19 protein-coding genes are annotated in these 22,005 nt (G+C 65.5%); 5 read left to right on the top strand and 14 right to left on the bottom strand.

Going from position 1 to position 22,005, the window contains the following annotated elements:
* Positions 1–99: 99 nt before the first annotated feature.
* On the bottom strand, positions 100–2,670 hold the full coding sequence (gene leuS / locus AAGT95_RS18090) for a leucine--tRNA ligase (RefSeq protein WP_342594699.1): 2,571 nt from the start codon (positions 2,668–2,670) through the stop codon (positions 100–102).
* Positions 2,671–2,908: 238 nt separating this feature from the next.
* Between leuS and AAGT95_RS18085 the strand changes: the two genes are divergently transcribed.
* Both AAGT95_RS18085 and AAGT95_RS18080 read left to right on the top strand, forming a co-directional pair.
* Positions 2,909–3,460 (top strand): zinc ribbon-containing protein, encoded by a 552-nt coding sequence (locus AAGT95_RS18085; RefSeq protein ID WP_110599108.1) that lies wholly within the window; start codon positions 2,909–2,911, stop codon positions 3,458–3,460.
* A gap of 111 nt (positions 3,461–3,571) precedes the next feature.
* Positions 3,572–4,936: a hypothetical protein gene (locus tag AAGT95_RS18080; RefSeq protein WP_342594698.1), complete on the top strand. Its 1,365-nt coding sequence runs from the start codon at positions 3,572–3,574 to the stop codon at positions 4,934–4,936.
* Positions 4,937–4,960: 24 nt separating this feature from the next.
* On the opposite strand, the gene AAGT95_RS18075 is transcribed toward AAGT95_RS18080, so the two are convergent.
* From AAGT95_RS18075 to miaB, 7 genes are all read right to left on the bottom strand, one after another.
* On the bottom strand, positions 4,961–6,331 hold the full coding sequence (locus AAGT95_RS18075) for an MFS transporter (RefSeq protein WP_110599113.1): 1,371 nt from the start codon (positions 6,329–6,331) through the stop codon (positions 4,961–4,963).
* A gap of 115 nt (positions 6,332–6,446) precedes the next feature.
* Positions 6,447–7,823: a 2-oxoadipate dioxygenase/decarboxylase HglS gene (gene hglS / locus AAGT95_RS18070; RefSeq protein ID WP_342594697.1), complete on the bottom strand. Its 1,377-nt coding sequence runs from the start codon at positions 7,821–7,823 to the stop codon at positions 6,447–6,449.
* 275 nt (positions 7,824–8,098) lie between these two features.
* Positions 8,099–9,586: an apolipoprotein N-acyltransferase gene (gene lnt, locus AAGT95_RS18065; protein ID WP_342594696.1), complete on the bottom strand. Its 1,488-nt coding sequence runs from the start codon at positions 9,584–9,586 to the stop codon at positions 8,099–8,101.
* A 90-nt stretch (positions 9,587–9,676) separates the two neighbouring features.
* Positions 9,677–10,570, bottom strand: coding sequence for an HlyC/CorC family transporter (locus AAGT95_RS18060; RefSeq protein ID WP_342594695.1), 894 nt, complete (start codon positions 10,568–10,570; stop codon positions 9,677–9,679).
* Positions 10,571–10,861: 291 nt separating this feature from the next.
* The gene (ybeY, locus tag AAGT95_RS18055) at positions 10,862–11,347 is read right to left on the bottom strand and encodes an rRNA maturation RNase YbeY (protein ID WP_110708687.1); all 486 of its coding nucleotides are present in this window, start codon (positions 11,345–11,347) and stop codon (positions 10,862–10,864) included.
* On the bottom strand, positions 11,344–12,348 hold the full coding sequence (locus AAGT95_RS18050) for a PhoH family protein (RefSeq protein ID WP_110709312.1): 1,005 nt from the start codon (positions 12,346–12,348) through the stop codon (positions 11,344–11,346). The genes ybeY and AAGT95_RS18050 overlap by 4 nt, the downstream gene beginning before the upstream one ends.
* A 247-nt stretch (positions 12,349–12,595) precedes the next feature.
* The gene (miaB, locus tag AAGT95_RS18045) at positions 12,596–13,945 is read right to left on the bottom strand and encodes a tRNA (N6-isopentenyl adenosine(37)-C2)-methylthiotransferase MiaB (protein ID WP_110599123.1); all 1,350 of its coding nucleotides are present in this window, start codon (positions 13,943–13,945) and stop codon (positions 12,596–12,598) included.
* Positions 13,946–14,214: 269 nt separating this feature from the next.
* On the opposite strand from miaB, the gene AAGT95_RS18040 reads away from it, so the two are divergent.
* The 3 genes from AAGT95_RS18040 (at position 14,215) to AAGT95_RS18030 (ending at position 16,107) form a co-directional block, all read left to right on the top strand.
* Positions 14,215–14,544: a DUF1820 family protein gene (locus AAGT95_RS18040; RefSeq protein WP_110599125.1), complete on the top strand. Its 330-nt coding sequence runs from the start codon at positions 14,215–14,217 to the stop codon at positions 14,542–14,544.
* Between the two features lie 263 nt (positions 14,545–14,807).
* Positions 14,808–15,401, top strand: coding sequence for a TIGR04211 family SH3 domain-containing protein (locus tag AAGT95_RS18035; RefSeq protein ID WP_240612321.1), 594 nt, complete (start codon positions 14,808–14,810; stop codon positions 15,399–15,401).
* A 19-nt stretch (positions 15,402–15,420) separates the two neighbouring features.
* Complete coding sequence (locus tag AAGT95_RS18030) at positions 15,421–16,107, top strand: thiopurine S-methyltransferase (RefSeq protein WP_342594694.1); 687 nt, start codon at positions 15,421–15,423, stop codon at positions 16,105–16,107.
* A gap of 83 nt (positions 16,108–16,190) precedes the next feature.
* On the opposite strand, the gene AAGT95_RS18025 is transcribed toward AAGT95_RS18030, so the two are convergent.
* The 6 genes from AAGT95_RS18025 to AAGT95_RS18000 all read right to left on the bottom strand — a co-directional run bounded on the left by AAGT95_RS18025 (position 16,191) and on the right by AAGT95_RS18000 (position 22,005).
* Positions 16,191–16,784: a YajG family lipoprotein gene (locus AAGT95_RS18025; RefSeq protein ID WP_110599131.1), complete on the bottom strand. Its 594-nt coding sequence runs from the start codon at positions 16,782–16,784 to the stop codon at positions 16,191–16,193.
* Positions 16,785–16,886: 102 nt separating this feature from the next.
* Entirely contained in the window at positions 16,887–17,972 is a 1,086-nt protein-coding gene (locus tag AAGT95_RS18020; protein WP_342594693.1) for a sulfate/molybdate ABC transporter ATP-binding protein, read from the bottom strand.
* Entirely contained in the window at positions 17,969–18,796 is an 828-nt protein-coding gene (gene cysW / locus AAGT95_RS18015) for a sulfate ABC transporter permease subunit CysW (protein WP_110599136.1), read from the bottom strand. Before cysW ends, AAGT95_RS18020 begins: the two co-directional genes overlap by 4 nt.
* Entirely contained in the window at positions 18,796–19,650 is an 855-nt protein-coding gene (cysT, locus tag AAGT95_RS18010) for a sulfate/thiosulfate ABC transporter permease CysT (RefSeq protein ID WP_342594692.1), read from the bottom strand. Before cysT ends, cysW begins: the two co-directional genes overlap by 1 nt.
* On the bottom strand, positions 19,647–20,675 hold the full coding sequence (gene cysP, locus AAGT95_RS18005) for a thiosulfate ABC transporter substrate-binding protein CysP (protein WP_342594691.1): 1,029 nt from the start codon (positions 20,673–20,675) through the stop codon (positions 19,647–19,649). Before cysP ends, cysT begins: the two co-directional genes overlap by 4 nt.
* Before the next feature lie 169 nt (positions 20,676–20,844).
* Positions 20,845–22,005, bottom strand: a complete 1,161-nt coding sequence (locus AAGT95_RS18000; protein WP_342594690.1) for an MFS transporter — start codon at positions 22,003–22,005, stop codon at positions 20,845–20,847.

Raw genomic sequence — 22,005 nt, 5'->3', positions numbered from 1 at the left:
CTCCTGTTTACATGGCGGCACTGCCTTCGCAGTGCCGGGTAGGGTCCAGTGCCGCCCCGAGGGGCAGCCGACGCTATCGGGATAGCGGCCGGCGACACTTCAGTTGGCAACGATATTGACCAGTTTACCGGGGACGACGATCACCTTGCGTACGGTCTTGCCTTCGATATGACGCTGGACGTTCTCCTCGGCCAGGGCCATGGACTCCACGCTATCCTTGTCGGCGTCGGCAGGCACCTCGAGACGCGCCCGGAGCTTGCCGTTGACCTGCACCACCAGCTCCACGCTGGCCTTGACCAGGGCGTCCGCGTCCACCGCCGGCCAGGCCGCGTCGATGACCGGCTCCTGGTGCCCCAGTGACAGCCACAAGGCATGACAGGCATGCGGTGCGATCGGCGCCAGCAGCAATACGCAGGCTTCGACGGCTTCGCGGGTGACGGCGAGACCCTGCGGCGAGGTGTCGTCGAAACGCCCCAGCGCGTTGGTCAGCTCCATCACCGCGGCGATGGCGGTATTGAAGGTGGTCCGGCGGCCGATGTCATCCCCGGCCTTGGCGATGGTCTCGTGGGTCTTGCGACGCAGGTCCTTCTGGGTGTCGTTCAGCTTGGCGGTTTCCAGCGGCTCCGGCGTGCCGGTCGCGACGTGATCGGCGACCAGTTTCCACAGCCGCTTGAGGAAACGATGCGCCCCCTCGACGCCGGAATCCGACCACTCCAGGGATTGTTCCGGTGGGGCGGCGAACATCATGAACAGGCGCACGGTGTCGGCGCCGAAACGGTCGATCATCGCCTGCGGATCGACCCCGTTGTTCTTCGACTTGGACATCTTCTCGATGCCGCCCATCTCCACCGGCTCGCCGTCACTGCCGAGGCGAGCGCGCAGCGGCCGGCCCTTGTCGTCACGCTCGACCTCGACGTCGGCCGGGTTGAACCACTCCTTGCCGCCATTCGCAGTGTCGCGATAGAAGGTCTCGGCGATCACCATCCCCTGGGTCAGCAGACGCTGGAACGGCTCGTCGCTGTGGACCAGCCCCTCGTCGCGCATCAGCTTGTGGAAGAAGCGGGCGTAGAGCAGGTGCAGGATCGCGTGTTCGATACCGCCGATGTAGAGATCCACCGGCAGCCAGTAGTCGGCACGCTTGTCGAGCATCGCTTCCGGGTTGTCGGCGCAGCAGAAGCGGGCGTAGTACCAGGACGACTCCATGAAGGTGTCGAAGGTATCGGTTTCCCGCGTCCAGCCGTCCCCGAGGTCGTAGAATGCCGGCATCTTCTTCAGCGGCGAGCCGGAGGCGTCGACTTCGACTTCCAGCGGCAGTGCCACCGGCAATTCGTCGTCGGTCAGCGGCACGGTCTGCCCCTCGGGGCCATACTTGACCGGAATCGGCGCGCCCCAGTAGCGCTGACGGGCGACGCCCCAGTCGCGCAGGCGGTAGTTGATCTTGGTCTTGCCACGGCCCAGCGATTCCAGCCTGGCCGCGATGGCATCGAACGCGGCTTCGAAGTCGAGCCCATCGAACTCGCCGGAGTTGATCAGGTTGCCGTGCTCGACGAAGGCGGCGGCGGAAAGATCCGGTGCCTGTCCTTCGGCGTCGGCGATGACGGGCTCGATCGGCAGCGTGTACTTGGTAGCGAACTCCCAGTCGCGCTGGTCGTGGGCGGGCACGGCCATGACGGCGCCGGTGCCGTACTCCATCAGCACGAAGTTGGCGACGAAGATCGGCACTCGGCGCCCGGTCAGCGGATGGATGGCCTGGAAACCGGTGTCGCGACCACGTTTCTCCATGGTCGCCAGCTCGGCTTCGGAGTTGCCGCCCTGCTGGCACTCGAGCAGGAACTCGGCCATGGCCGGATCGCCCTCGGCGGCCAGCTTGGCCAGCGGGTGGCCGGCGGCGACGGCGACGTAGGTCACACCAAACAGGGTGTCGGGGCGTGTGGTGTAGACATCGAGGTGCTGATCGAGGCCGGCGACGTCGAAGGAGAGCTCGACGCCGCGGGATCTGCCGATCCAGTTGCGCTGCATGGTCTTGACCTGCTCGGGCCACTCGACCTCGTCGAGATCGGCCAGCAGTTCATCGGCGTAGTCGGTGATCTTCAAGAACCACAGCGGGATCTCCTTGCGCTCGACCCGAGCGCCGGAGCGCCAGCCGCGGCCGTCGATCACCTGCTCGTTGGCGAGCACGGTCTGGTCGACCGGATCCCAGTTGACCGTGGACATCTTCTTGTAGACCACGCCTTTCTCCACCAGCTTGGCGAAGAACCACTGCTCCCAGCGGTAGTAGTCGACGTCGCAGGTGGCGAACTCGCGGTTCCAGTCGTAGGCGAAGCCGAGCGCCTTGAGCTGGCCGCGCATGTAGTCGATGTTCTCGTAGGTCCACTTGCCCGGCGCGACGCGGTTCTTGATCGCCGCATTCTCGGCGGGCATGCCGAAAGCGTCCCAGCCCATCGGCTGCAGCACGTTCTTGCCCTGCATGCGCTGGAAGCGGGTCACCACGTCGCCGATGGTGTAGTTGCGCACATGGCCCATGTGTAGCTTGCCGCTGGGATAAGGGAACATCGACAGGCAGTAGAACTTCTCACGCGCCGAATCCTCGACGGCCTTGAAGCTCTGATGCTGGTTCCAGTATTGCTGGGCGGCGTTTTCGATCGCTTGCGGGTTGTACTGTGCGTCCATCGGTTCGGTCAGGCACCTTGCGTTCGGCGTGTGGGAGCGCCAGAGTCCCCGCGAAAAGCTATACTCATCGCAGACGAAAAGCGCGGGGCCGGCTTGATTTTTCAGGCCCACAAGCATACCCCAGACCCGCTGTTGCAGGTAGGGTCTGGGGGCGAGGCGCTTGCAACGAGGTTCTACAGTACGCAGCACGGCGTTCGACCGACATCGAATTCCGCCAACGCCAGAGAAGGGGATAGCCATGGATGAGCAACAGCCAAGACCCGAGTCGCGTTCGCGTCTCAGTGAGGCCTACGAACGTATTCTGACTCGCCTCAAGGATGGTGGAGGGGAGCTCTCCTGGGAGAGCTTCCAGCACGAGCTCGACGAGGCGGTGGCGTTCGAGTCCGAATTCGAGGAGTTCACCAAGGACGAGATGGCGCTGCTTCGGGCCTGGGTCGAGCGCGACATGCGCGACTTCCGCCAGTTCCTCGCCAAGGGCGGCGAAGGTGTCGCCACCTGGCTGGGCATCGATCTCGACGTGTTGTCGCGCCGGGTCAGCGAGGCGCTGTTCTCGATCGCCGATCGCACCACCATCGACCGGGAGCGCTTCGACGACGACCTCGAGGCGGCCCGGGCCGACTACACGGCCGGCGAGGTGGCGCTGCCGGGGCGCATGAGCTGCGTCCACTGTGGCGCGGTGGTCCTGCTCGACCAGGTGTCACGGCTGGATGCCTGTCACGCCTGTGGCCACCGCTACTTCCAGCGTGATTCGGTGGCCGTCCAGCCCGGTCCCGATCAGGGGCAGCCGTAAGGGAAGGGGCATTGCCGCACGGCTGGCGCGAAACCGGAGGGGCCGGGGAACATTCGGCATCGGCATGAGTCGTAACGGCATTCCACGCTGAAATCGACGAGAGGCCGGATCGTGCCGAAGTCACTACTCAAGTGGCAGCGGGGCCTGCTGACCGCAGGCCTGCTGGCCGGGTCTTGCGGCCCCTTGCAGGCCGATGTGCTGGCCCGGGACGCCGAGTCCATGGCGAGCGCCGGCTGTCCTGGCTGGCTGCCCGAGGCGACGCGCTGCTTTACCGGCCAGGATACCCATGGCGCCTATTACTGGATCGCGATCCCCGACCGCTGGAACCACAAGCTGGTGCTCCATAGCCACGGCGGTCCGCGACCCAACGCGCCTCGACCCGACGATCCGCTCGATATCGATCTACGCCAGTACGACGTGATGGTCAGGGAGGGTTACGCCTGGGCCGGCTCCAGCTACCGGCGGGGTGGCTACGGCGTTCGAATGGCGGCCGAGGATACCGATTACCTGCGCCAGCTTTTCGTCGAGCGCTTCGGTCAGCCCGATCGCATCTACCTCCATGGGCAGTCCTGGGGAGGCAACGTCGCCGCCAAGGCGATGGAGCTCTACGGTACGGATGAGACGGGCCGGCACCGTTACGATGGGGCGTTGCTGACCAGCGGCGTGCTGGGCGGCGGCACCCAGGCCTACCAGTTCCGCGCCGACCTGCGGGCGGTCTACCAGTACTACTGCGCCAATCATCCCTATCCCGGAGAACGCCAATATCCCCTGTGGGAGGGGTTGCCGGAAGGCAGCGACATGACCCCGGAGGCGCTCAATGCCCGAGTCGACGCATGCACCGGCGCCGGGTTGCCGGCCGAGCAGCGTACCCTCGTCCAGCAGCAGACGCTGAACAATATCGTCGATGTCGTGCGGATCCCGCCGAGCACGCTGAAGGCGCACATGCGCTGGTCGACGTTCCTGTTCCAGGACATGGTCGAGCAGCGGCTCGACGGGGCAAGCCCGTTTTCGAACCGCGGCGTGCGCTACCGCGGCTCCAGCAACGACGATGCGCTCAACGCGGGAATCTCACGGTTCGACGAGGATGCCCGGGCGGTCGAGAAGCTGGGCGAGGATGCCGGGCTCACCGGGATGACCGATATTCCCACGGTGACCATGCACGCGATCGACGATCCGATCATCTTCGTGGAGAACGAGTGGCTCTATCGGCGGGCACGCGAGGCTAGCGGGACCGCCGACAGCCTGGTCCAGATCTACACCGACGAAGCGGTGCATAGCAAGCTCTCGACGCCGCAGTACGCCGCCGCACTAGAGGCGCTGGACCGCTGGGTAGAGCGCGACCGCAAGCCCACCCCGGAGGCGATCGCCCGCTATTGCGAGACGCGGGAAGCCAGTGTCTACGATGGAGGCTGCCACTTCGACACGGATTACGAAGTGGCCGACTGGCGGGCAAGAGTCTATGCCCGCCAGCCGTGAGCGCGCGCTTTGCGAGCGAGAGGTCTAGAGGGCGGGTTGCGCGTCCGGCTTGGAGGTTCGCTGCCACTCGGCCTCGTCGGCGTCCAGCGCCCGGTGCGAGGATTCCGGCAGGCGCAGCCCGCCCCACATCGCCAGTAGCGTAATCGCGATGAGATAGAACGCGGGCGACAGGTTGTTGCCGGTGCGCTCGATCAACCAGGTTGCCACCAGCGGCGCGGTACCGCCGAAGATCGTGTAGGAGACGTTGTAGCAGAGCGCCGAGGCGGTATATCGAACGCGCGTCGGGAACTGCTCCGACAGCAGCACCGCCGTGACCACGCCGCAGATCACCGCGCCCACCGCCATCAGCATCGCCCCGATCAGCGACGCCCACCATTCGCCACTGCCGGCCAGGGTGTAGGCGGGGAAGACCGCGCCAATAAGGCACGCCCCGGCGGTCAGGATCGTCCTGCGGCGTCCGACCCGATCGGCGTAGCGCCCGACGAACGGACACAGCGCCGCGGCAAACAGCAGCGCGACGAGGCTGGCCAGCAGTGCGACGGTGCGGGAGGCGTCACCGACCACCTGCATGTAGGTCGTGAAGTAGGTCGTGAACATGTAGAACGACAGCGCCGTCACCGAGATGAAGGCGCTGAGGCTGACGATGGTGGCGCCGTGGGTGCGGACGGTCTCCTTCAGCGGTGCCTGCGGCACGGCATGATGGGCTTTCAGGGCCTGGAAGGCGGGGGATTCATCCAGGCGCAGGCGCATGTAGAGTCCCACCAGCCCCAGCGGCGCCGCGATCAGAAAGGGGACGCGCCAGCCCCAGGCGTTGAGGGCCTGCTCGGACAGCAGGGCACTGATGGCGTAGGTGAGCGCCGCCGCGGTAGCGAAAGCGAGAAAGGTCGAGACCGGCACGAAGCTGCCGTAGCGGGCCTTGCGGGTGCGCGGCGCGTGCTCCATCACGAAGGCGCAGGCGCCGGCATATTCGCCGCCGGCGGAGAAGCCCTGAACGCAGCGGGCCAGCGCCAGCGCCAGCGGAGCGAACAGCCCGACGCTGGCGTAGGTCGGCAACACCCCGATCAGGGTGGTGGCGCCGGCCATCAGCAGCACGGTGACGGAGAGGATACGCTTGCGTCCGATCCTGTCGCCGAGCATGCCGAAGAAGATGCCGCCCAGCGGACGGAGCGCAAAGGATACCGCGAATACCGCGAATGTCTGTAGCAGTGCCAGTGAGTCGTCGCCGGGGGGAAAGAAATGCTGCGCGATGACTACGGCCAGAAAGCCGTAGACGGCGAAGTCGAACCACTCGACGAAATTGCCGATTGCCGACGCCGCGATCACCTTGCGTAGGGTGGCCAGATCGACGTCGGTCGAGGCCGAAGCGGTCGCATTGTTGTTGTTGACCGTTGCCATTGCCAGTCTCCATGGATTTCGAGCGAAGCTCCCAGCCTATGGCGACCGGTGAATGGCTATCGCCATTCAGGCGACGAGAACTGTTCTGGCCACGACGCCTCCTGTGCGGTGGCCCTCACGCCTCCAGCCCCAGCTGTTGCCGGACCCGCTCCAGCGAGTCCGCCTGCAGCCGGCCATAGAGCTCGAACTGGTCGTGGACCGGCCTGCCCAGCGCCAGTTCGAAGGCGCTCTGGTTGGATTCGCTGGCATAGGCCTGATGCTGTGCATCGCCCAGGTTCGACTGAAAGATGCCGGCAGCGCTCACCGGCAGGAAATCCTCGTAGGTGATCGGCGTGGCGTCGATCCAGTCGGCCGCCATGGCGGCGTCGAGCGAGGCGGGCACCGGTTCACCCTCGGCCAGTCGCTGGCGGCCGCTATCGCTGACCCGATAGCGAAAGTAGGCGAGGTCGTCGCGTCGCAGCGTCTGCAGGTCGTCGGGAAACGCCGAGAAGCACTCGCTCAACTGACGCTGATGGGCCGTATTGTCGGCCGCGGTCGGTGCCTGCCGCGAACGGGTCAGCAGCTCGTCGTAGAGCGTCCGGCCCTTGGGCGTCAGCGCCGCACCGCGCTGCTCGATCTCGCCGAAGCGGGCGGTATGGGTGCCATTCTCGTCGCTGGCGGCGAAACGCACCGGCTCTTCCAGCGCCTTGAAGCTGGTCTGGCGCAGCAGGATGGGGCACTCGCGCCGTGGCGGGCCCTCGATGACCGCCTTGGGCGTGATCCCGTAGCTCGGCATCGCGGCCTGGGCGGCGTCGATATCCAGCGTTCGCGGGGTGAGGTGATTGATGTGCGGGCCGCGAAAGCAGACCACGTCGGCCACCAGCCGATGCGCGTCGTGCAGCGCCCGGTAGGTGTCGTGATCGACGGTCGCGTCGCGATGCCAGCGGAACGTCTCGAGGATTTCGCCGACGAAGCGTTCGGCCTGGTCACGGTCGAAACCGCCCTGGCGTTCGCCGATGGCGACCAGCTCCCTGGCGCCGGGCGTGAAGATGTCGCGCTCGGCCAGAATCGCGGCGGCCCGACGGCGCAGCCCGTCCTCTTCGATCAGTTCCAGGCGCAGCAGCGAGGTGAATACCCGGAACGGGTTGCGCTTGAGCGACGCCTCGTCGATGGGCCGGAATGCCGTGGAGTGCACCGGTACGCCGGCCGCCGACAGATCGTAGTAGCTCACCGGGAACATGCCCATCAGTGCGAAGACGCGCCTGAGCATCGACAGCTCGTCAGCGGTGCCCACCCGAATCGCGCCGTGGCGCTCGACGTCCAGGCGAGAGGTCTCGTCGTGGGCACCCAACTGGGCGGCCAGCGCCGGGTCCGCCTCGAGGGCCTTGCGGTTGATGTCGGCGACCAGTTCCAGCAAATCGCCATACTGCGGCACCTCCTGGCGATACATGTCGGACATGGCTTGCGAGAAGGCGCTGCGGATATCGTCGGGGGAGACCAGTGGCAGTGTCATGACGGACTCGATGACCGGAAGTGAAGACCTCCATCCAACGCTATCGGTCTGCCGGAGGCAAGTGGCAAGCCTCGGCTCGGAACCAATCGATAAACGTGCGTCGCATATTGGAAAAGCGGAAGCGAATGTAGGGGGGAAGAGAAAAGAGGGATGAGGGAAAAGGGAAGAGGGAAGCGCGGAGTGGCTGGTGCGGGGGATCGTGTCGAAAAGACGACGCCGCCACCCGCCGGATTCGAGGGGAATCCCGTGGGTGGCGGCCTCGCCGACGGATCGTCTCAAGATGGCTGGCGGGTCCTCCAGACCAGCGCCGGTGCCAGCAGCAGCAGCGAGAGTAGCCAGGTCGGCCAGCTACCGGTGCGCGTGAACGGCGTCAGTCCGGTCATCGGGACGATCTCGCCGACGACGCTGGCAGCCTCGAACTGCGGCGCGCGCTCCCGCAGATGGCCCTGATCGTCGATGATCGCGGTGACGCCGTTGCTGGTGGCGCGGACGACGTAGCGACCGTTCTCGAGCGCTCGCAGGCGTGCCATCTGCAGGTGCTGCAACGGCCCGATCGAGCGGCCGAACCAGGTATCGTTGGAGACCGTCAGCAGGACGTTGGCATCTCGCGCTCGCTCGGCGACCAGGTCCGGGTAGACGATTTCGTAGCAGATGGCGCTGCCGATGGCGACGCCATGGGTCAGGATCGGCGGCTGGGAGTCGGCACCCGCCGCGAAGTCCGACATCGGCAGGTCGAAGAAGTCGATGATCCCGCGAAGCAGGAAATCCAGCGGCAGGAATTCGCCGAACGGCACCAGATGGCTCTTGCGATACTCGCCGCGGACATCGCCGACGCCGGTAATCGCATTGTAGTAGCGCCCGGCCTCGTCACGCTGAACGATACCCGTGAGCAGCGAGGTCTGCGGTGGCAGCGTCGACTGCAGGCGTGCCATGAACAGACGGGCCTGGCGCTCGAACATCGGCAGCGCGGTCTCGGGCCAGACGATGATGTCGACATCGTCGGGTTGCTGGCGGGTCATGCGGGTATAGGTGTTGACGGCGTTGCGCTGTCCTTCGGCGCTCCATTTGGAAAGCTGGGGTAGATTGCCCTGCAGCAGCGCCACCCGCAGCGGATCCGCCGCCGGCGCGGTCCACTGGCCGGGCAGCGCCAGCGGGGCCAGCCAGAGCAGGGCGATGGGGGCGATCGCCCACCAGCGCCGACGGCAGAACTCGACCAGCAGCGTTCCCGTCAGGGCGACGATCAACGACAGCAGGTAGACGCCGCCGACAGGCGCCCACGGCGCCAAGGGGGAGTCGACCTGGGCACTGCCCAGCAGCAGCCAGGGAAAGCCGGTGAAGGCCCAACTGCGAAAGGCTTCCCCCAGCACCCAGACGCCGGCGAAGCTGAGAAAGGCGAGTCGAGGCGCGGTGAAGCGGCGGTAGAGGCCGAAGACGAAGGCGTGGAACAGCGCCAGCGTGGCGACGAACAGCGCCGTCAAAAACAGCGCCAGGGGCACGCCGGTGTAGCCGTAGTCATGGATCGAGACATAGACCCAGGAAGTGCCGGTGCCGAATAGCCCGACGCCGAACAGCCAGCCGCGAAGTGCCGCCTGGCCGACGCTCAGGCGATGCTGGCCGAGGTACATCAGGGCCACCGCGATCGGCCCCAGCCACCACAGATGGAAGGGCGCGAAGGAGAGCGTCGAGAACCCGCCGGCGACCAGTGCAGCGAGATAGCCAGGCCACGGGCGGCGGGCGGAAATCAACGGCTTGGCTTGCAGCATGTCAGGGGCACTCCTTGTGAAAAGTGCCCCTTATATCAAAGTTGCCGCTCAAATGCGCCAGCTGGTTGCGACCCGCGAAGGCGGGATCGATCAGCTCTCGATCTGGCGCGAGGGCTCACTCTCGACCTCGGCCGGCACCGGCTTGGCTTGCAGCAGCCGGATGCGACGGTTGTCGGCATTGAGAACGGTAAACCGCCACGCGCCGAGGTCGGTGTGCTCGTTGCGGCCGGGGAGATGGCCGAAACGCTGCATGATCAGCCCGCCGACGGTATCGAACTCATCATCGGAGAACTCGGTATCGAAGTGGTCGTTGAAGTCCTCGATCGGCGTCAACGCGCGCACGGCGAAGGTACCGTCGCCCATGTCGCGGATGTCTTCCTCTTCATCGGTATCGTGCTCGTCCTCGATATCGCCGACGATCTGCTCGAGGATGTCCTCGATGGTGACGATGCCGGCGGTCCCGCCGTACTCGTCGACCACGATCGCCATGTGGTTGTGGGTATCGCGGAACTCCTTGAGCAGGCTGTTGAGCCGCTTGGACTCCGGTACGAACATCGCCGGGCGCAGCACGTCGCGCAGCTCGAAGGCTTCGCGTTCCTGGCTGTTGCCCTTGAGCAACGGCAGCAGGTCCTTGACCAGCAGGATCCCGAGCACGTCGTCGAGATTGTCATCGGTCACCGGATAGCGAGAGTGCGCGGTTTCCAGGATGACCGGCAGGCAGTCTTCCGGTCGCTGCGCCACGCTGATGGCGGTCACCTGGGAGCGAGGAATCATCACCTCCCGCACCTGCTGGTCGCTGATCTGAAAGGCGCCCTCGATGATGGTCAGTGCATCCTGATCCAGGTTGAGCCGGGGGCCGGCCTCGCGCAGGAAGGTGAGTAGCTCCTCGCGGGAGCTGGGTTCATCGAAATCGCTGGAGAAGGTACTGATGAGTTTTTCAAGCCAGGATCGACTGCCCTGGCTACTCGATCGGTCTTCGCTCATGACTGTGGTCTCTTGTCCTCGGATGACGCACGGAAGGGGGAAGTGATATCGCTCCGGGGTGTCCGGCTGGGTGATGACGACGCCACGGCACGCGCGCACCCGATGACGGGAGGCGTCGAATCGATGATCGATATCCAGAGGGGGCCGTCCGCAATCCGGAGGCGGCCAGGCGGAGGCTCGTCAGGCTGTTCGGCCGTCGGGGCCGGGGTCTCGCTTGATCGTTCCCAGTGAGGGCAGGAAGATCTCGTCGGTGTCGGCATGGCACTGAGTGTCGGAGTTGGGTGTCGAAATCTAGGCATCGGGTATCGGATCGGTGTCGCGATAGGGGTCCGCAATGCCGAACCGGGCGAGTAGCGCACGCTCCAGCGCCTCCATTCGCTCGGCTTCCTCGTCATCTATATGGTCATAGCCGAGCAAATGCAAGCCGCCATGTATTACCAGATGGGCGTAGTGGTCATGGGTTGACTTGCCCTGTTCCCGCGCTTCACGCACCACGATCTCGTGGCAGATGACCAGATCGCCGAGCAGCGGGAGCTCGATCCCGGGAGGGGCTTCGAACGGGAAGGAGAGCACGTTGGTCGGGCTATCCTTCCCTCGGTAGGCGTGATTGAGCTGCCGGCTCTCGTCGCATTCGACGAAGCGGACGGTCAATTCGCTGCGCGAATCCGCCTCGTGCTCGAGCACTGCCGTCATCCAGAGCTCGAGGTCGGCCGCCTCGGGCAATTCGGTTTCGGCCTCGTCGCCGACGGCGACCTGGCGGTCGATCTCGAGGGTCATGAGTCGTCGTGATCCCGCTGGGTCTCGGCATCGAGACGCGCCTGGCGGCGATCCTCGCGACGCTGTCGCTGGGCCGCTTCCTCCGTCGCCTCGTGGATGTCGTAGGCCTCGATGATCCGCTGCACCAGCGGATGGCGGACGACGTCCTTGGGCGCGAACTGGGTGATGCCGATACCGGCGGTATCGCGCAGCACCTCGAGGACGTGGATCAGCCCCGAGCTCGAACCACGCGGCAGATCGACCTGCGTCGCGTCGCCGGTGATGACGGCGGTCGAGCCGAAGCCGATGCGCGTCAGGAACATCTTCATCTGCTCGCGCGTGGTGTTCTGGCTCTCGTCGAGGATGATGAAGGCGTTGTTGAGCGTGCGTCCGCGCATGTAGGCCAGCGGCGCGATTTCGATGATCTGGCGCTCGATCAGCTTGTTGACGTGCTCGAAGCCCAGCATCTCGTAGAGGGCGTCGTAGAGCGGGCGCAGATAGGGATCGATCTTCTGGGCCAGGTCGCCGGGCAGGAAGCCGAGCTTCTCGCCGGCCTCGACGGCCGGGCGTACCAGCAGGATGCGCCTCACTTCCTGGCGGTTCAGCGCTTCGACCGCCGCTGCCACCGCGAGATAGGTCTTGCCGGTGCCTGCCGGGCCGATGCCGAAATTGATGTCGTGGCGGCGAATGCTGGCGACATAACCCTGCTGGTTGAAGCCGCGCGGCTTGATCAGCGTCCGCGGCGTGCGAATCAGCAGGCCGCCGGCTTCGATATCGCCGGTCTCCTCCTCCATCGCCTCGATGCCCGATTCCTGCAGGTAGAGGTGGACCGTGTCCGGCGTCAGCTCGTCGGCTTCGGTCTCGCGATAGAGATGCTCGAGCACGTTCGCCGCCGCCTTGACGCCGGCATCCGGGCCTGCGAGCTGAAAGACGTTGCCGCGATTGCGCAGGGTCACGCCCATGCGCGCTTCGACGAGCTTCAGGTGCTCATCGCGCTGGCCACAGAGATTGGCCAGACGCATGGGGTCGTTGGGTTCGAGTGTCAGGGACACGATGCGGTTGTCGGACTGCTGGTCTTGGGTCAACGCAAAGAGATCCGTTGGAGTGGGAAAGTGTCGTCAGCTTACTGCGCCGCTTCCGGTCGGGGCAATGATCGTGATCAAGTCGGTTCGATATCGCTCGGCCGGGATGATCCGGAGCGACGGGCGATGCGAGAACGGCGGCCGGGTCGAGGAAAGGCGGGACGGCCGCGCCTTCCCTCCCGTCGGGTCAATGTCGCTGAGGGGAAGCCAGCTCGCCGCGCAGCGAGTTGGGCAGTGCTTCGGTAATGGTGACATCGACGAAGTAGCCGATCAGCGAGGTCGGATCCTCGGCCCGGAAATTGACGACGCGGTTGTTCTCGGTCCGTCCCGACAGTTGCCCGGGGTCCTTGGGCGAGAAGCCGGTCACCAGAATCCGCTCGCGGTTGCCGACCATGCGCCGGCTGATCTGCTGGGTCTGCTGGTTGAGTCGGTCCTGCAGGATCGCCAGGCGCTGCTTCTTGGTCTCCTGCGTCGTCTCGTCCGGCAGGCTGGAGGCGGGCGTACCGGGACGTTTCGAGTAGATGAAGCTGAACGACGCATCGAAGCCGATCCGATGGATCAGGTCCATGGTGTCCTCGAAGTCGGCGTCGGTCTCGCCGGGGAAGCCGATGATGAAGTCCGAGGAGAAGCTGATGTCCGGGCGCAGGGCGCGAATGCGCTCGAGCTTGTCGATGTACATGTCACGGCCGTGCCCGCGCTTCATCGCGGCCAGGATACGATCCGAGCCCGACTGCACCGGCAGATGGAGGTGGCTGACCAGCTCCGGGATCTCGCCGTAGGCCTCGATCAGGCTGTCGGAGAATTCGACCGGGTGCGAGGTGGTGAAGCGGATACGGTCGATGCCGTCCACCGCCGCCACGCAGGCGATCAGTTCCGCCAGATCGATCTCGTCGCCACTCGCGTCGAGTCCGCGGTAGGCATTGACGTTCTGGCCCAGCAGGTTGATTTCGCGAACGCCCTGGTCGGCTAGATGCACGACCTCTTCCATCACCGACTCGAAGGGGCGCGAGACCTCTTCGCCCCGGGTGTAGGGGACGACGCAGAAGGTGCAGTACTTGGAGCAGCCTTCCATGATCGAGACGAAGGCGGTGGCACCGTCGGATTTCGGCTTGGGCAGGTGGTCGAACTTCTCGATCTCGGGGAAGGTGACGTCCACCGTCTGGATCGGCGTCGCGCTCTTGCTGCGCGCGTCGAGCATGGTCGGCAGCCGGTGCAGGGTCTGGGGGCCGAACACCATGTCGACATGCGGTGCGCGCTTGCGGATGTTCTCGCCTTCCTGGCTGGCCACGCAGCCGCCCACGCCGATGACCAGGTCCGGATTCGCGGCCTTCAGCTTTTTCCAGCGCCCGAGCTGGTGAAACACCTTCTCCTGGGCCTTTTCGCGAATCGAACAGGTGTTGAGCAGGATGACGTCGGCCTCACCCTCCTTGTCGGTGAGTTCCAGACGATGAGATTCGCCGAGCAGGTCCGCGATACGGGCGGAGTCGTACTCGTTCATCTGACAGCCGTGGGTCTTGATGAACAGCTTCTTCGTCATAGGTTGCGTTGCTGCGGCCATGCGCGCGTCACCGATGCCCCGTGGAGGATGAGAAAAATAAGTCGCCGGAACCGGCTGCCGGCGTGGAGTCGCTGCCGGGCCGTGCTTCCTCGAGAACGCGGCATTATACGGGCGATGGAGCGATACAGCCAACCCGTGTCGCTCGCATGGTGTGGCGGCTGTGGTACCCTTGCGCCTATTTGCGACGCCATGGTCCGGGAACGAATGCTCGTGAGCGTGGCCGATGTTATCGAGAGAGCCGTTCGTCTATGCCCAGCAAGCCGATCTATCGGGTAGTGTTTCACAATCAGGGTGAGGTGTGGGAACTCTACGCCAGGGAGATCTTCCAAAGCGATCTGTGGGGATTCATCGAGGTCGAGTCTTTCGTGTTCGAGGATCAGTCCAAGGTGGTGGTCGATCCCGGCGCGGAAAAACTGCGCCGAACCTTCGATGGCGTCAATCGCAGCTACATACCCTACAGTGCGATCGTGCGTATCGACGAGGTGGAGCGAGGAGGCGTGGCCAAGGCGGTCAAGGCCGAAGGCAACGTGACCGAGTTTCCCCGGCCCATGGCCTGGCCCCCCAGGGACGATGGTTGAGACGGCAACTCGAAACCTCATGAATTGGTTAGTTTTTCATCAGTTTGTCGCGAATGCCGGGGTAGCCGGCGAATGGCGCCACTGTTACGCAAGTTGTCCAAATGGTTATCCACAGAAAGTGTGGATGACTGAATCACCGCCCTCGCAGGACGCGAGGTGTGGTCTCATCGTCGCCCGATTCATCGTTGCGTGAAGAGATGCCCAACCGTTATCGATTAGCCACTTAAGATCACGACGATATGTTGAAAATCCGAAATCTAGTCATGGGCTGTGCCTTGAGCGCCGCCCTGTTCTCCGCTTCCGCCATGGCGCAGGATGGCCATTGGGTCAGCGATTCCCTGACCACTTTCGTGCGCAGCGGCCCGACCGACGGCTATCGTATCGTCGGGACGCTCACCAGTGGCGATCCCGTGACGGTGCTGCAGACCCAGGGGGACTACACCCAGGTCCGCGGGCCGGATGGCGACGAGGTGTGGGTACAGTCCCAGTTCATCCAGGATCAGCCCAGCGCCCAGCAGCAACTGCCGGCGCTGCAGAAGAAGGTCGATCAGTTGACCACGCGTCTCGACGGCATCGACGACGAGTGGAACCAGCGGGTCGCCGATATGCGCAACGACCTGAAGGACCGCCAGGCGCAGGTCGATGAGCTTCAGGCTACCAACAACCAGCTCAACCAGGCCTACTCCCAGGCGGAAAGCAAGATGCGCGAGATGCAGGCGCGTCTGGATACCCAGGAGGAGGATCTGCTGATGCGCTACTTCATGTACGGTGGCGGTGTCGCCGGGGCGGGCCTGATTCTGGGGTTGATCGTCCCGCATCTGCCGCGCCGCCGTCGCAAGCGCGACCGCTGGTTCTGAGTTTCCGAAGGGGAACGGCATGAGTGGGGCGGACTGGCTGGAGCGCTGGCGCCAGGGACGCATCGGATTCCATCTCCAGGCGCCGCACCCGGCACTGGAGGGGTTCTGGGGTCGGCTCGAGTTGCGTGCCGGCGCCAAGGTGCTGGTGCCGCTGTGCGGCAAGAGTCAGGACATGCGCTGGCTGGTCGAGCGCGGCAATCCGGTGCTGGGAATCGAGCTGTCGCCGCTGGCCATCGAACAGTTCGTGGCGGAAGAGCCGTGCAGCGCGGGGAAGAGGCGGACGGCGCTACGCTATCGCCAATCCGGCTTCGAGTGTACCCGCCTGGGGCGTATCGAGCTGTGGTGTGGCGATTTCTTCCATTTCCAGGTGGAGCAGGCCGCCGAGCTCGCCGGTTTCTACGACCGGGCCGCGCTGATCGCGCTGCCACCCGCCACGCGTCAACGCTACGCCCACCATCTGGCGCAGCTGTTGCTGCCCGGCACGCGCGGGCTGCTGATCACCCTGACCCATGACGACCCCTGCCGCGGCCCGCCATTCAGCGTGACTCATGCCGAGGTCGAGGCGTTGATGGCGCCGAACTTCGAGTTGGTGCTCTGCGATGTCGCCACCGCCGCCGATGGTCTGGTCGAGAGCGTCTGGCAACTGACCCGACGCGGCCCTGTCCGTCAGGCGCATTCCAACCGCTCCCGCGACGAACACCCGTAAACGACGAACCGCCTGCCACGTTACCGTGACAGGCGGTTCGTCGTTCCGGCCGCCGCGCCGCTGAGGCGCTCTCCCGGGGAGGGTCAGCGGGCCAGCAGGTTGGCCAGCTGCTGATCGCGGAACGTCCGGTCCAGGGCATTGCTCAACAGCTCGCTGACCATGCGATTGTTGGTATCCCAGTCCGGCTTGAGCGCGTAGCTCTGTGAGCGCTTGGCGGTGTAGCGACCGGTGTAGGTGTTGCCACCGTTATCGACTTCTGCCTGGATGATCGCCTGCAACTGGGAGGCGCCCAGCAGCGGCTGCTCGGCGGTACCGCGAGCGTAGTTCAGCTCCGACAGGGTCAGCGTCAGGGCGGGGCCGCCGCTGTTCTGGCTGGTCGGGTTGAATCCCATGCTGCGCAGGGCGTTCTCGGCCTGAGCTCGAATCTTGGGAATCACGTCGTGGGCTTCGACGGTGATCGTCGAGGTCGCCGAGGCCGTTCCCGAACGGGTGCCGATGACGCTGCTGTCTCGTCCGTCGACCACTTCCAGGGCGACCGACTGCCCGTTGCCGGTGTGCGGGAAGTCGCCGCTCACCTTGGGATTCACGGACAGGATCTGGGGACTCTGCGCGCACGCCGTCAGCAGGCCGAGCAGCAGCATGGTGGCCGTGCACTTGAGTGCAAACCATTGACGCATAACGGTGAACCTCTCGAATCATGGGAACGGACAGGCCCATTATAGACACCGCTCGTCCGTTTCCGGAACGCCAGTGGACGCATCTCGGCTCGCCGGCTCGATTCAGGAAGTCGCCAGCGGTGCCAGGGTCTGCGGTCGTGGCGTATCGAAGCGATGCAGGCGGCTGGGCTGGGCGAAAAGGCGTTTGCCTCGTTTCACGTCCAGGCGCTCGAACTCGGCGTGACTAATGGTGGCCAGCCAGGGTTCGCCGAGCCAGTCGGCCTCCAGCTCGAGACGGACTTCCGCGCCGACCGGAACGACAGCCGTGACGCTGACCGGAAGGTGCGCGCGGGCATCGGGCTGCTCTCCCAGCCGGATCTCGTGAGGCCGGAGCAGCAGTTCCTGGCGGCCATTCTCGACGCCGGGTACCGCAACGCGAGCGTCGCCGCAGGTCAGGACTTCGGCTTCGACATCGCCTTCGAGCCGGTTGACGTCGCCCAGGAACTCGAACACGAACTGGTTGGCGGGCTGGCGATAGAGGGTATCCGGCGTGGCGATCTGCTCGACCCGACCATTGCTCATCACCACCACCCGATCCGACAGCTCCAGCGCCTCTTCCTGATCGTGGGTCACGAACAGGCTGGTGAAGTGGAGTTCTTCATGGAGATGACGCAGCCAACGGCGTAGCTCCTGGCGGACCTTGGCGTCCAGCGCGCCAAAGGGTTCGTCGAGCAGCAGCACGTCGGGTTTCAGCGCCAGGGCGCGGGCCAGCGAGACGCGCTGTTGCTGGCCGCCGGAAAGCTGCGCCGGGAAGCGCCGGGCGAAGTCCTGCAGCCGGACCATTTCCAGCAGCTGCATGACCCGGCTACGGATCTCGCCGCTGGAGGGGCGCCGGGATCGCGGCATGGCGGTGAGACCGAAGGCGACGTTGTCGAATACGGTCATGTGGCGAAACAGCGCATAGTGCTGGAACACGAAGCCGATGCGCCGGTCGCGCACGTGGACCTGGGTCACGTCACGGTCGCCGAAGTGGATCGAGCCGCCGTCGGCCTGTTCCAGGCCAGCGACGATGCGCAGCAGCGTGGTCTTGCCGGAACCGGAGGGGCCGAGTAGCCCGATCAGCTCGCCATCGTGGATGTCGAGGTCGATGGGTTCCAGGGCGCGGGTGCGCCCGTAGCGCTTGTCGATCTGTGAGATGCGAATACTCATGTCGCGGTCTCCCGGCGCGCGGCGCGCCATTCGAGTGCGGCCTTAGCGGCCAGCGTCAGTAGTGCCAGCAATGCCAGCAGCGATGCGCTGGTGAAGGCACCGACGGTGTTGTAGTCCTGGTAGAGCTGTTCGACCTGTAGCGGCAGGGTGTTGGTCTGGCCACGGATCGCCCCGGCGACCACCGACACCGCGCCGAACTCGCCGACGGCGCGGGCGTTGGTCAGGATCACGCCATAGAGCAGGGCGTGGCGGATGTTCGGTAGCGTGACGCGACGGAAGATCGTCCAGCCGGAAGCGCCGAGTGTGACGGCGGCTTCTTCCTCGCGCGACCCCTGCGTCTGCATCAGCGGGATCAGTTCGCGAGCGACGAACGGGCAGGTGACGAACAGCGTCACCAGCACGATGCCCGGCCAGGCGAACATGATCTGGATGTCGTGGGCGTCGAGCCAGCCGCCAAGCCAGCCGTTGCGGCCATAGAGCAGCAGGTAGACGAGACCCGCGACCACCGGCGAGACCGCGAACGGGATGTCGATCAGCGTCTGCAGCAGGCGCCGGCCGGGAAAGTCGAAGCGCGTCACCAGCCAGGCCAGAAACACCCCGAAGACCAGGTTGACCGGTACCGTGATCGCCGCGACCAGCAGCGTGAGGCCGATGGCGGAGAGGGTGTAGACACTGCTCAGATTCTGCCAGTAGACGTCGATGCCGCTCATCAGCGCCTGGGCGAAGATCGCCACCAGCGGCAGCAGCAGGAACAGCGCGGTCAACGTCAGCGCCGTGCCGATCAGCAGGCGGCGGACACGCGGTGCATCACCGATACGAATCATCAGCCGCGCCCTCCATGCAGTCGCTTGATGAAGCGGCCCTGCCACAGGTTGATCGCCAGCAGCAGCGCCAGCGAAGTGGCCAGCACGATCGACGCCACCGCCGAGGCACCGGCGTAGTCGTACTCCTGCAGCTTGACGAAGACCATCAGCGAGGTGATCTCGGTTTCGTAGGGCTTGCCGCCGGCGATGAAGATCACCGCGCCGAATTCCCCCAACGAGCGCACGAAGGCGAGCCCGGTGCCGGTGACCAGCGCCGGCCACAGGTAGGGCAGGATGACGCGCCGAAAGGCGTGCCCATCGCTGGCGCCGAGCGTCATCGCGGCCTCGTCCACCTCGGCGGGAAGATCCTCCAGTACCGGCTGCACGGTGCGTACCACGAAGGGAATGCTGGTGAACGCCATCGCCAGGGCGATGCCGATCCAGGTGTAGGAGACCGAGATCCCCCACGGTTCCAGCAGCCGCCCGATCCAGCCGTTACTGGAGTAGAGCGTTGCCAGGGTGATGCCGGCCACCGCCGTGGGCAGCGCGAACGGCAGGTCCATCAGCGCGTCGACCAGGCGTTTGCCGGGAAATTCGTAGCGCACCAGCACCCACGCCATCAGCAAGCCGAACGCCGCGTTGAACAGCGCCGCGACCCCGGCGCCGAACAGCGTGACGGCGTAGCTCGCCAGCAGCCTCGGGTCGGTGATCAGGAACCAGTACTGCGACCAGCTCAGCTGCGAAAGCTGCCCCACCAGACTGGTCAGGGGCAGCAGCAGGACCAGCGAAACGAAGGTCAGCGAGACGCCGAGGGAGAGCCCGAAGCCGGGGAGCACCCGGCGTTCGCGGCGCCGCATGAGGGCCTGGGCGATCATCGGCGTTGGAGCTGATCCAGTTCACCGCCGCTCGAGAAGTGCGTCTGCATCGCCTCGGGCCAGCTGCCGAAGACGTCTTCGACGCGCAGCAGTTCGGTTTCCGGGAACTGGTCGCTGAACTCGGCGGCGACCTTCTCGTCGTTGACGCGGTAGTTGAATCCGGCCAGCAGGCGCTGCGCCTCCTCGGTGTAGAGGTAATCGAGATAGCCCTTGGCCAGATCTTCATTGCCGTTGCGCTGGGCGTACTCGTCGACCACCGCCACCGGGAATTCGGCCAGGATGCTGACGGGGGGTACCACCACCTCGTAGTCGTCCTTGCCGTACTCGTTGCGGATGTTGTTGACCTCGGACTCGAAGGTGATCAGGACGTCGCCGATTCCGCGCTCGACGAAGGTCGTCGTGGCGCCGCGACCGCCGGTGTCGAACACCTCGACGTTGCCGAGGAACGTCTTCATGTAATCCTCGATCTTGGCCTCGTCGCCATCGAAGGCCTGGTCGGCATAGCCCCAGGCCGCCAGGTAGGTATAGCGACCGTTGCCCGAGGTCTTGGGGTTGGGGAACACCAGCGAGACGTCATCACGGGCGAGATCGTCCCAGTTCTCGATCTGCTTGGGGTTGCCCTTGCGCACCAGGAACGCGGTGGTGGAGTAGTAGGGCGAGGCGTTGTTCGGATAGCGCTCCTGCCAATCCTTGGCGACCAGGCCTGCGTCGGCGAGCACGTTGACATCGGTGACCTGGTTGAACGTCACCACATCGGCGCGCAGCCCCTGCATGATCGAACGGGCCTGGGTCGAGGAGCCGCCATGGGACTGCTTGACGCCGACGGTTTCGTCGTGCTGCTCCTGCCACCAGTCGATGAACTTCGGATTGATCGCGGCGAACAGCTCGCGGGCGATGTCATAGGAGGAGTTGAGCAGTTCGCGCGGCTGATCCTGGGCCTGGGCCGGCGACAGGGCACCCAGCGTCAAGGCCAGGCCGAGGGTGGATGCCGCGAAGAGTGAGCGAGGTCTGGAGAGCCCGAGCATAATCTGTTCCCTACGGATTATTAGCGATGCCGGCAAGGCTAGATAAATCCTAATGGAATGACAATTCGTTTACTTAGATCAATTTTTTATAACTTTGCGCGGTAACTCTATAAGCTCCCGCGGGGGCGAATCGACGACCCGTCGCTTACCACGGGTGGTGGCACCACACTCATCCCCGGCCGGATGGCTGACCCAAGCGTCGCAAACCGATCAGCCCCAGCAGCGGACCGGGCAGCAGCCACCACGCGATCGTCGCATCCAGCGCAGGGAGCCAAGGTACCAGCAGGCCGATCGAGAGGGCGGAGATGGCGAAGCCGATGGCGTTCTGGAGCGTCAATGCGCTACCGACCAGCCCGGGCGGGCAGGCGTTGGCGGAGAGGGCGGAAAACTGCGGGGAGTCGATCACCGCGAGCAGGCTCCACGCCGCCAGGTACGCGCTCAGGGCGACGAAGCCGAGATGGGACGCCAGCCACGGGTATAGCGCGCAGCCCATCGCCGAGCCGGCCAGTCCCAGGGTCGCGACCCGGCGGCTGCCGAGGCGCTGGCTCAACCAGCCGCCCAGCCAGCAGCCGGGAGCGCCGACGGCGATCAGGGCGAACGCCAACAGCGACAGCGCCCGCGGGGAGAGCTCGGGGTTCGCCGCCACCAGTAGTAGTGGAATCAGCGTCCAGAGCGTGTAGAGCTCCCACATATGCCCGAAGTAGGCGCTGGCGGCGCGGCGGAAATCGGCGATGCCGAAGGCGGCCAGTCCGGCCAGGCGCGATCTCGGCGGTGGGGCACTCCGTCCGTGGGGAGCGGCATCGCCCAACTGCCAGACGATGGCCGCCGCCAGCAGCGCGAGCAGGGAAGCGAGCCACAGCGTCGCCCGCCAGCTGCCTCCCCACTCGATCCCGGCCAGCAGATGGGGCATCGCGGTGCCCAGGACCAGCATGCCGACCAGCCACGCCAGCCCGAGCCCGGTTCGTCCTGGCGCCCAGCCCACCATCAGTTTCATCCCGATGGGGTAGATGCCGGCCAACGCCAGCCCGGTCACCACGCGCAACCCCACGGCTGGCCAGAGCCCGCCCGCGTAAGGCAGCAGCGCATTGGAGAGCGCGCCGATCAGGCACGACAGCGCGAACAGACGGCTGGCGGGGGCGCGGTCGGCAAGTCCGCTCAGGCCGATCCCGAGCGTACCGGCCAGGAAACCGATCTGGACGGCGCCGGTCAGCCAGCCCAGGTCGGCCGGCGCGAGATTCCAGGCGGTCTGAAGGTCGCCGATCACGGCGTTGGGCGTGAACCACAGGGCGGTACCGAACCACTCGGCAATGGCAATCAGGACGATGGGCAT

This window comes from Salinicola lusitanus (assembly GCF_038648475.1).
In the GTDB taxonomy this organism is placed as follows: Bacteria; Pseudomonadota; Gammaproteobacteria; order Pseudomonadales; family Halomonadaceae; genus Salinicola; species Salinicola lusitanus.
The sequence above is the reverse complement of the archived record's forward strand: the minus strand, read 5'-3'. Positions and strand labels throughout refer to the sequence as shown.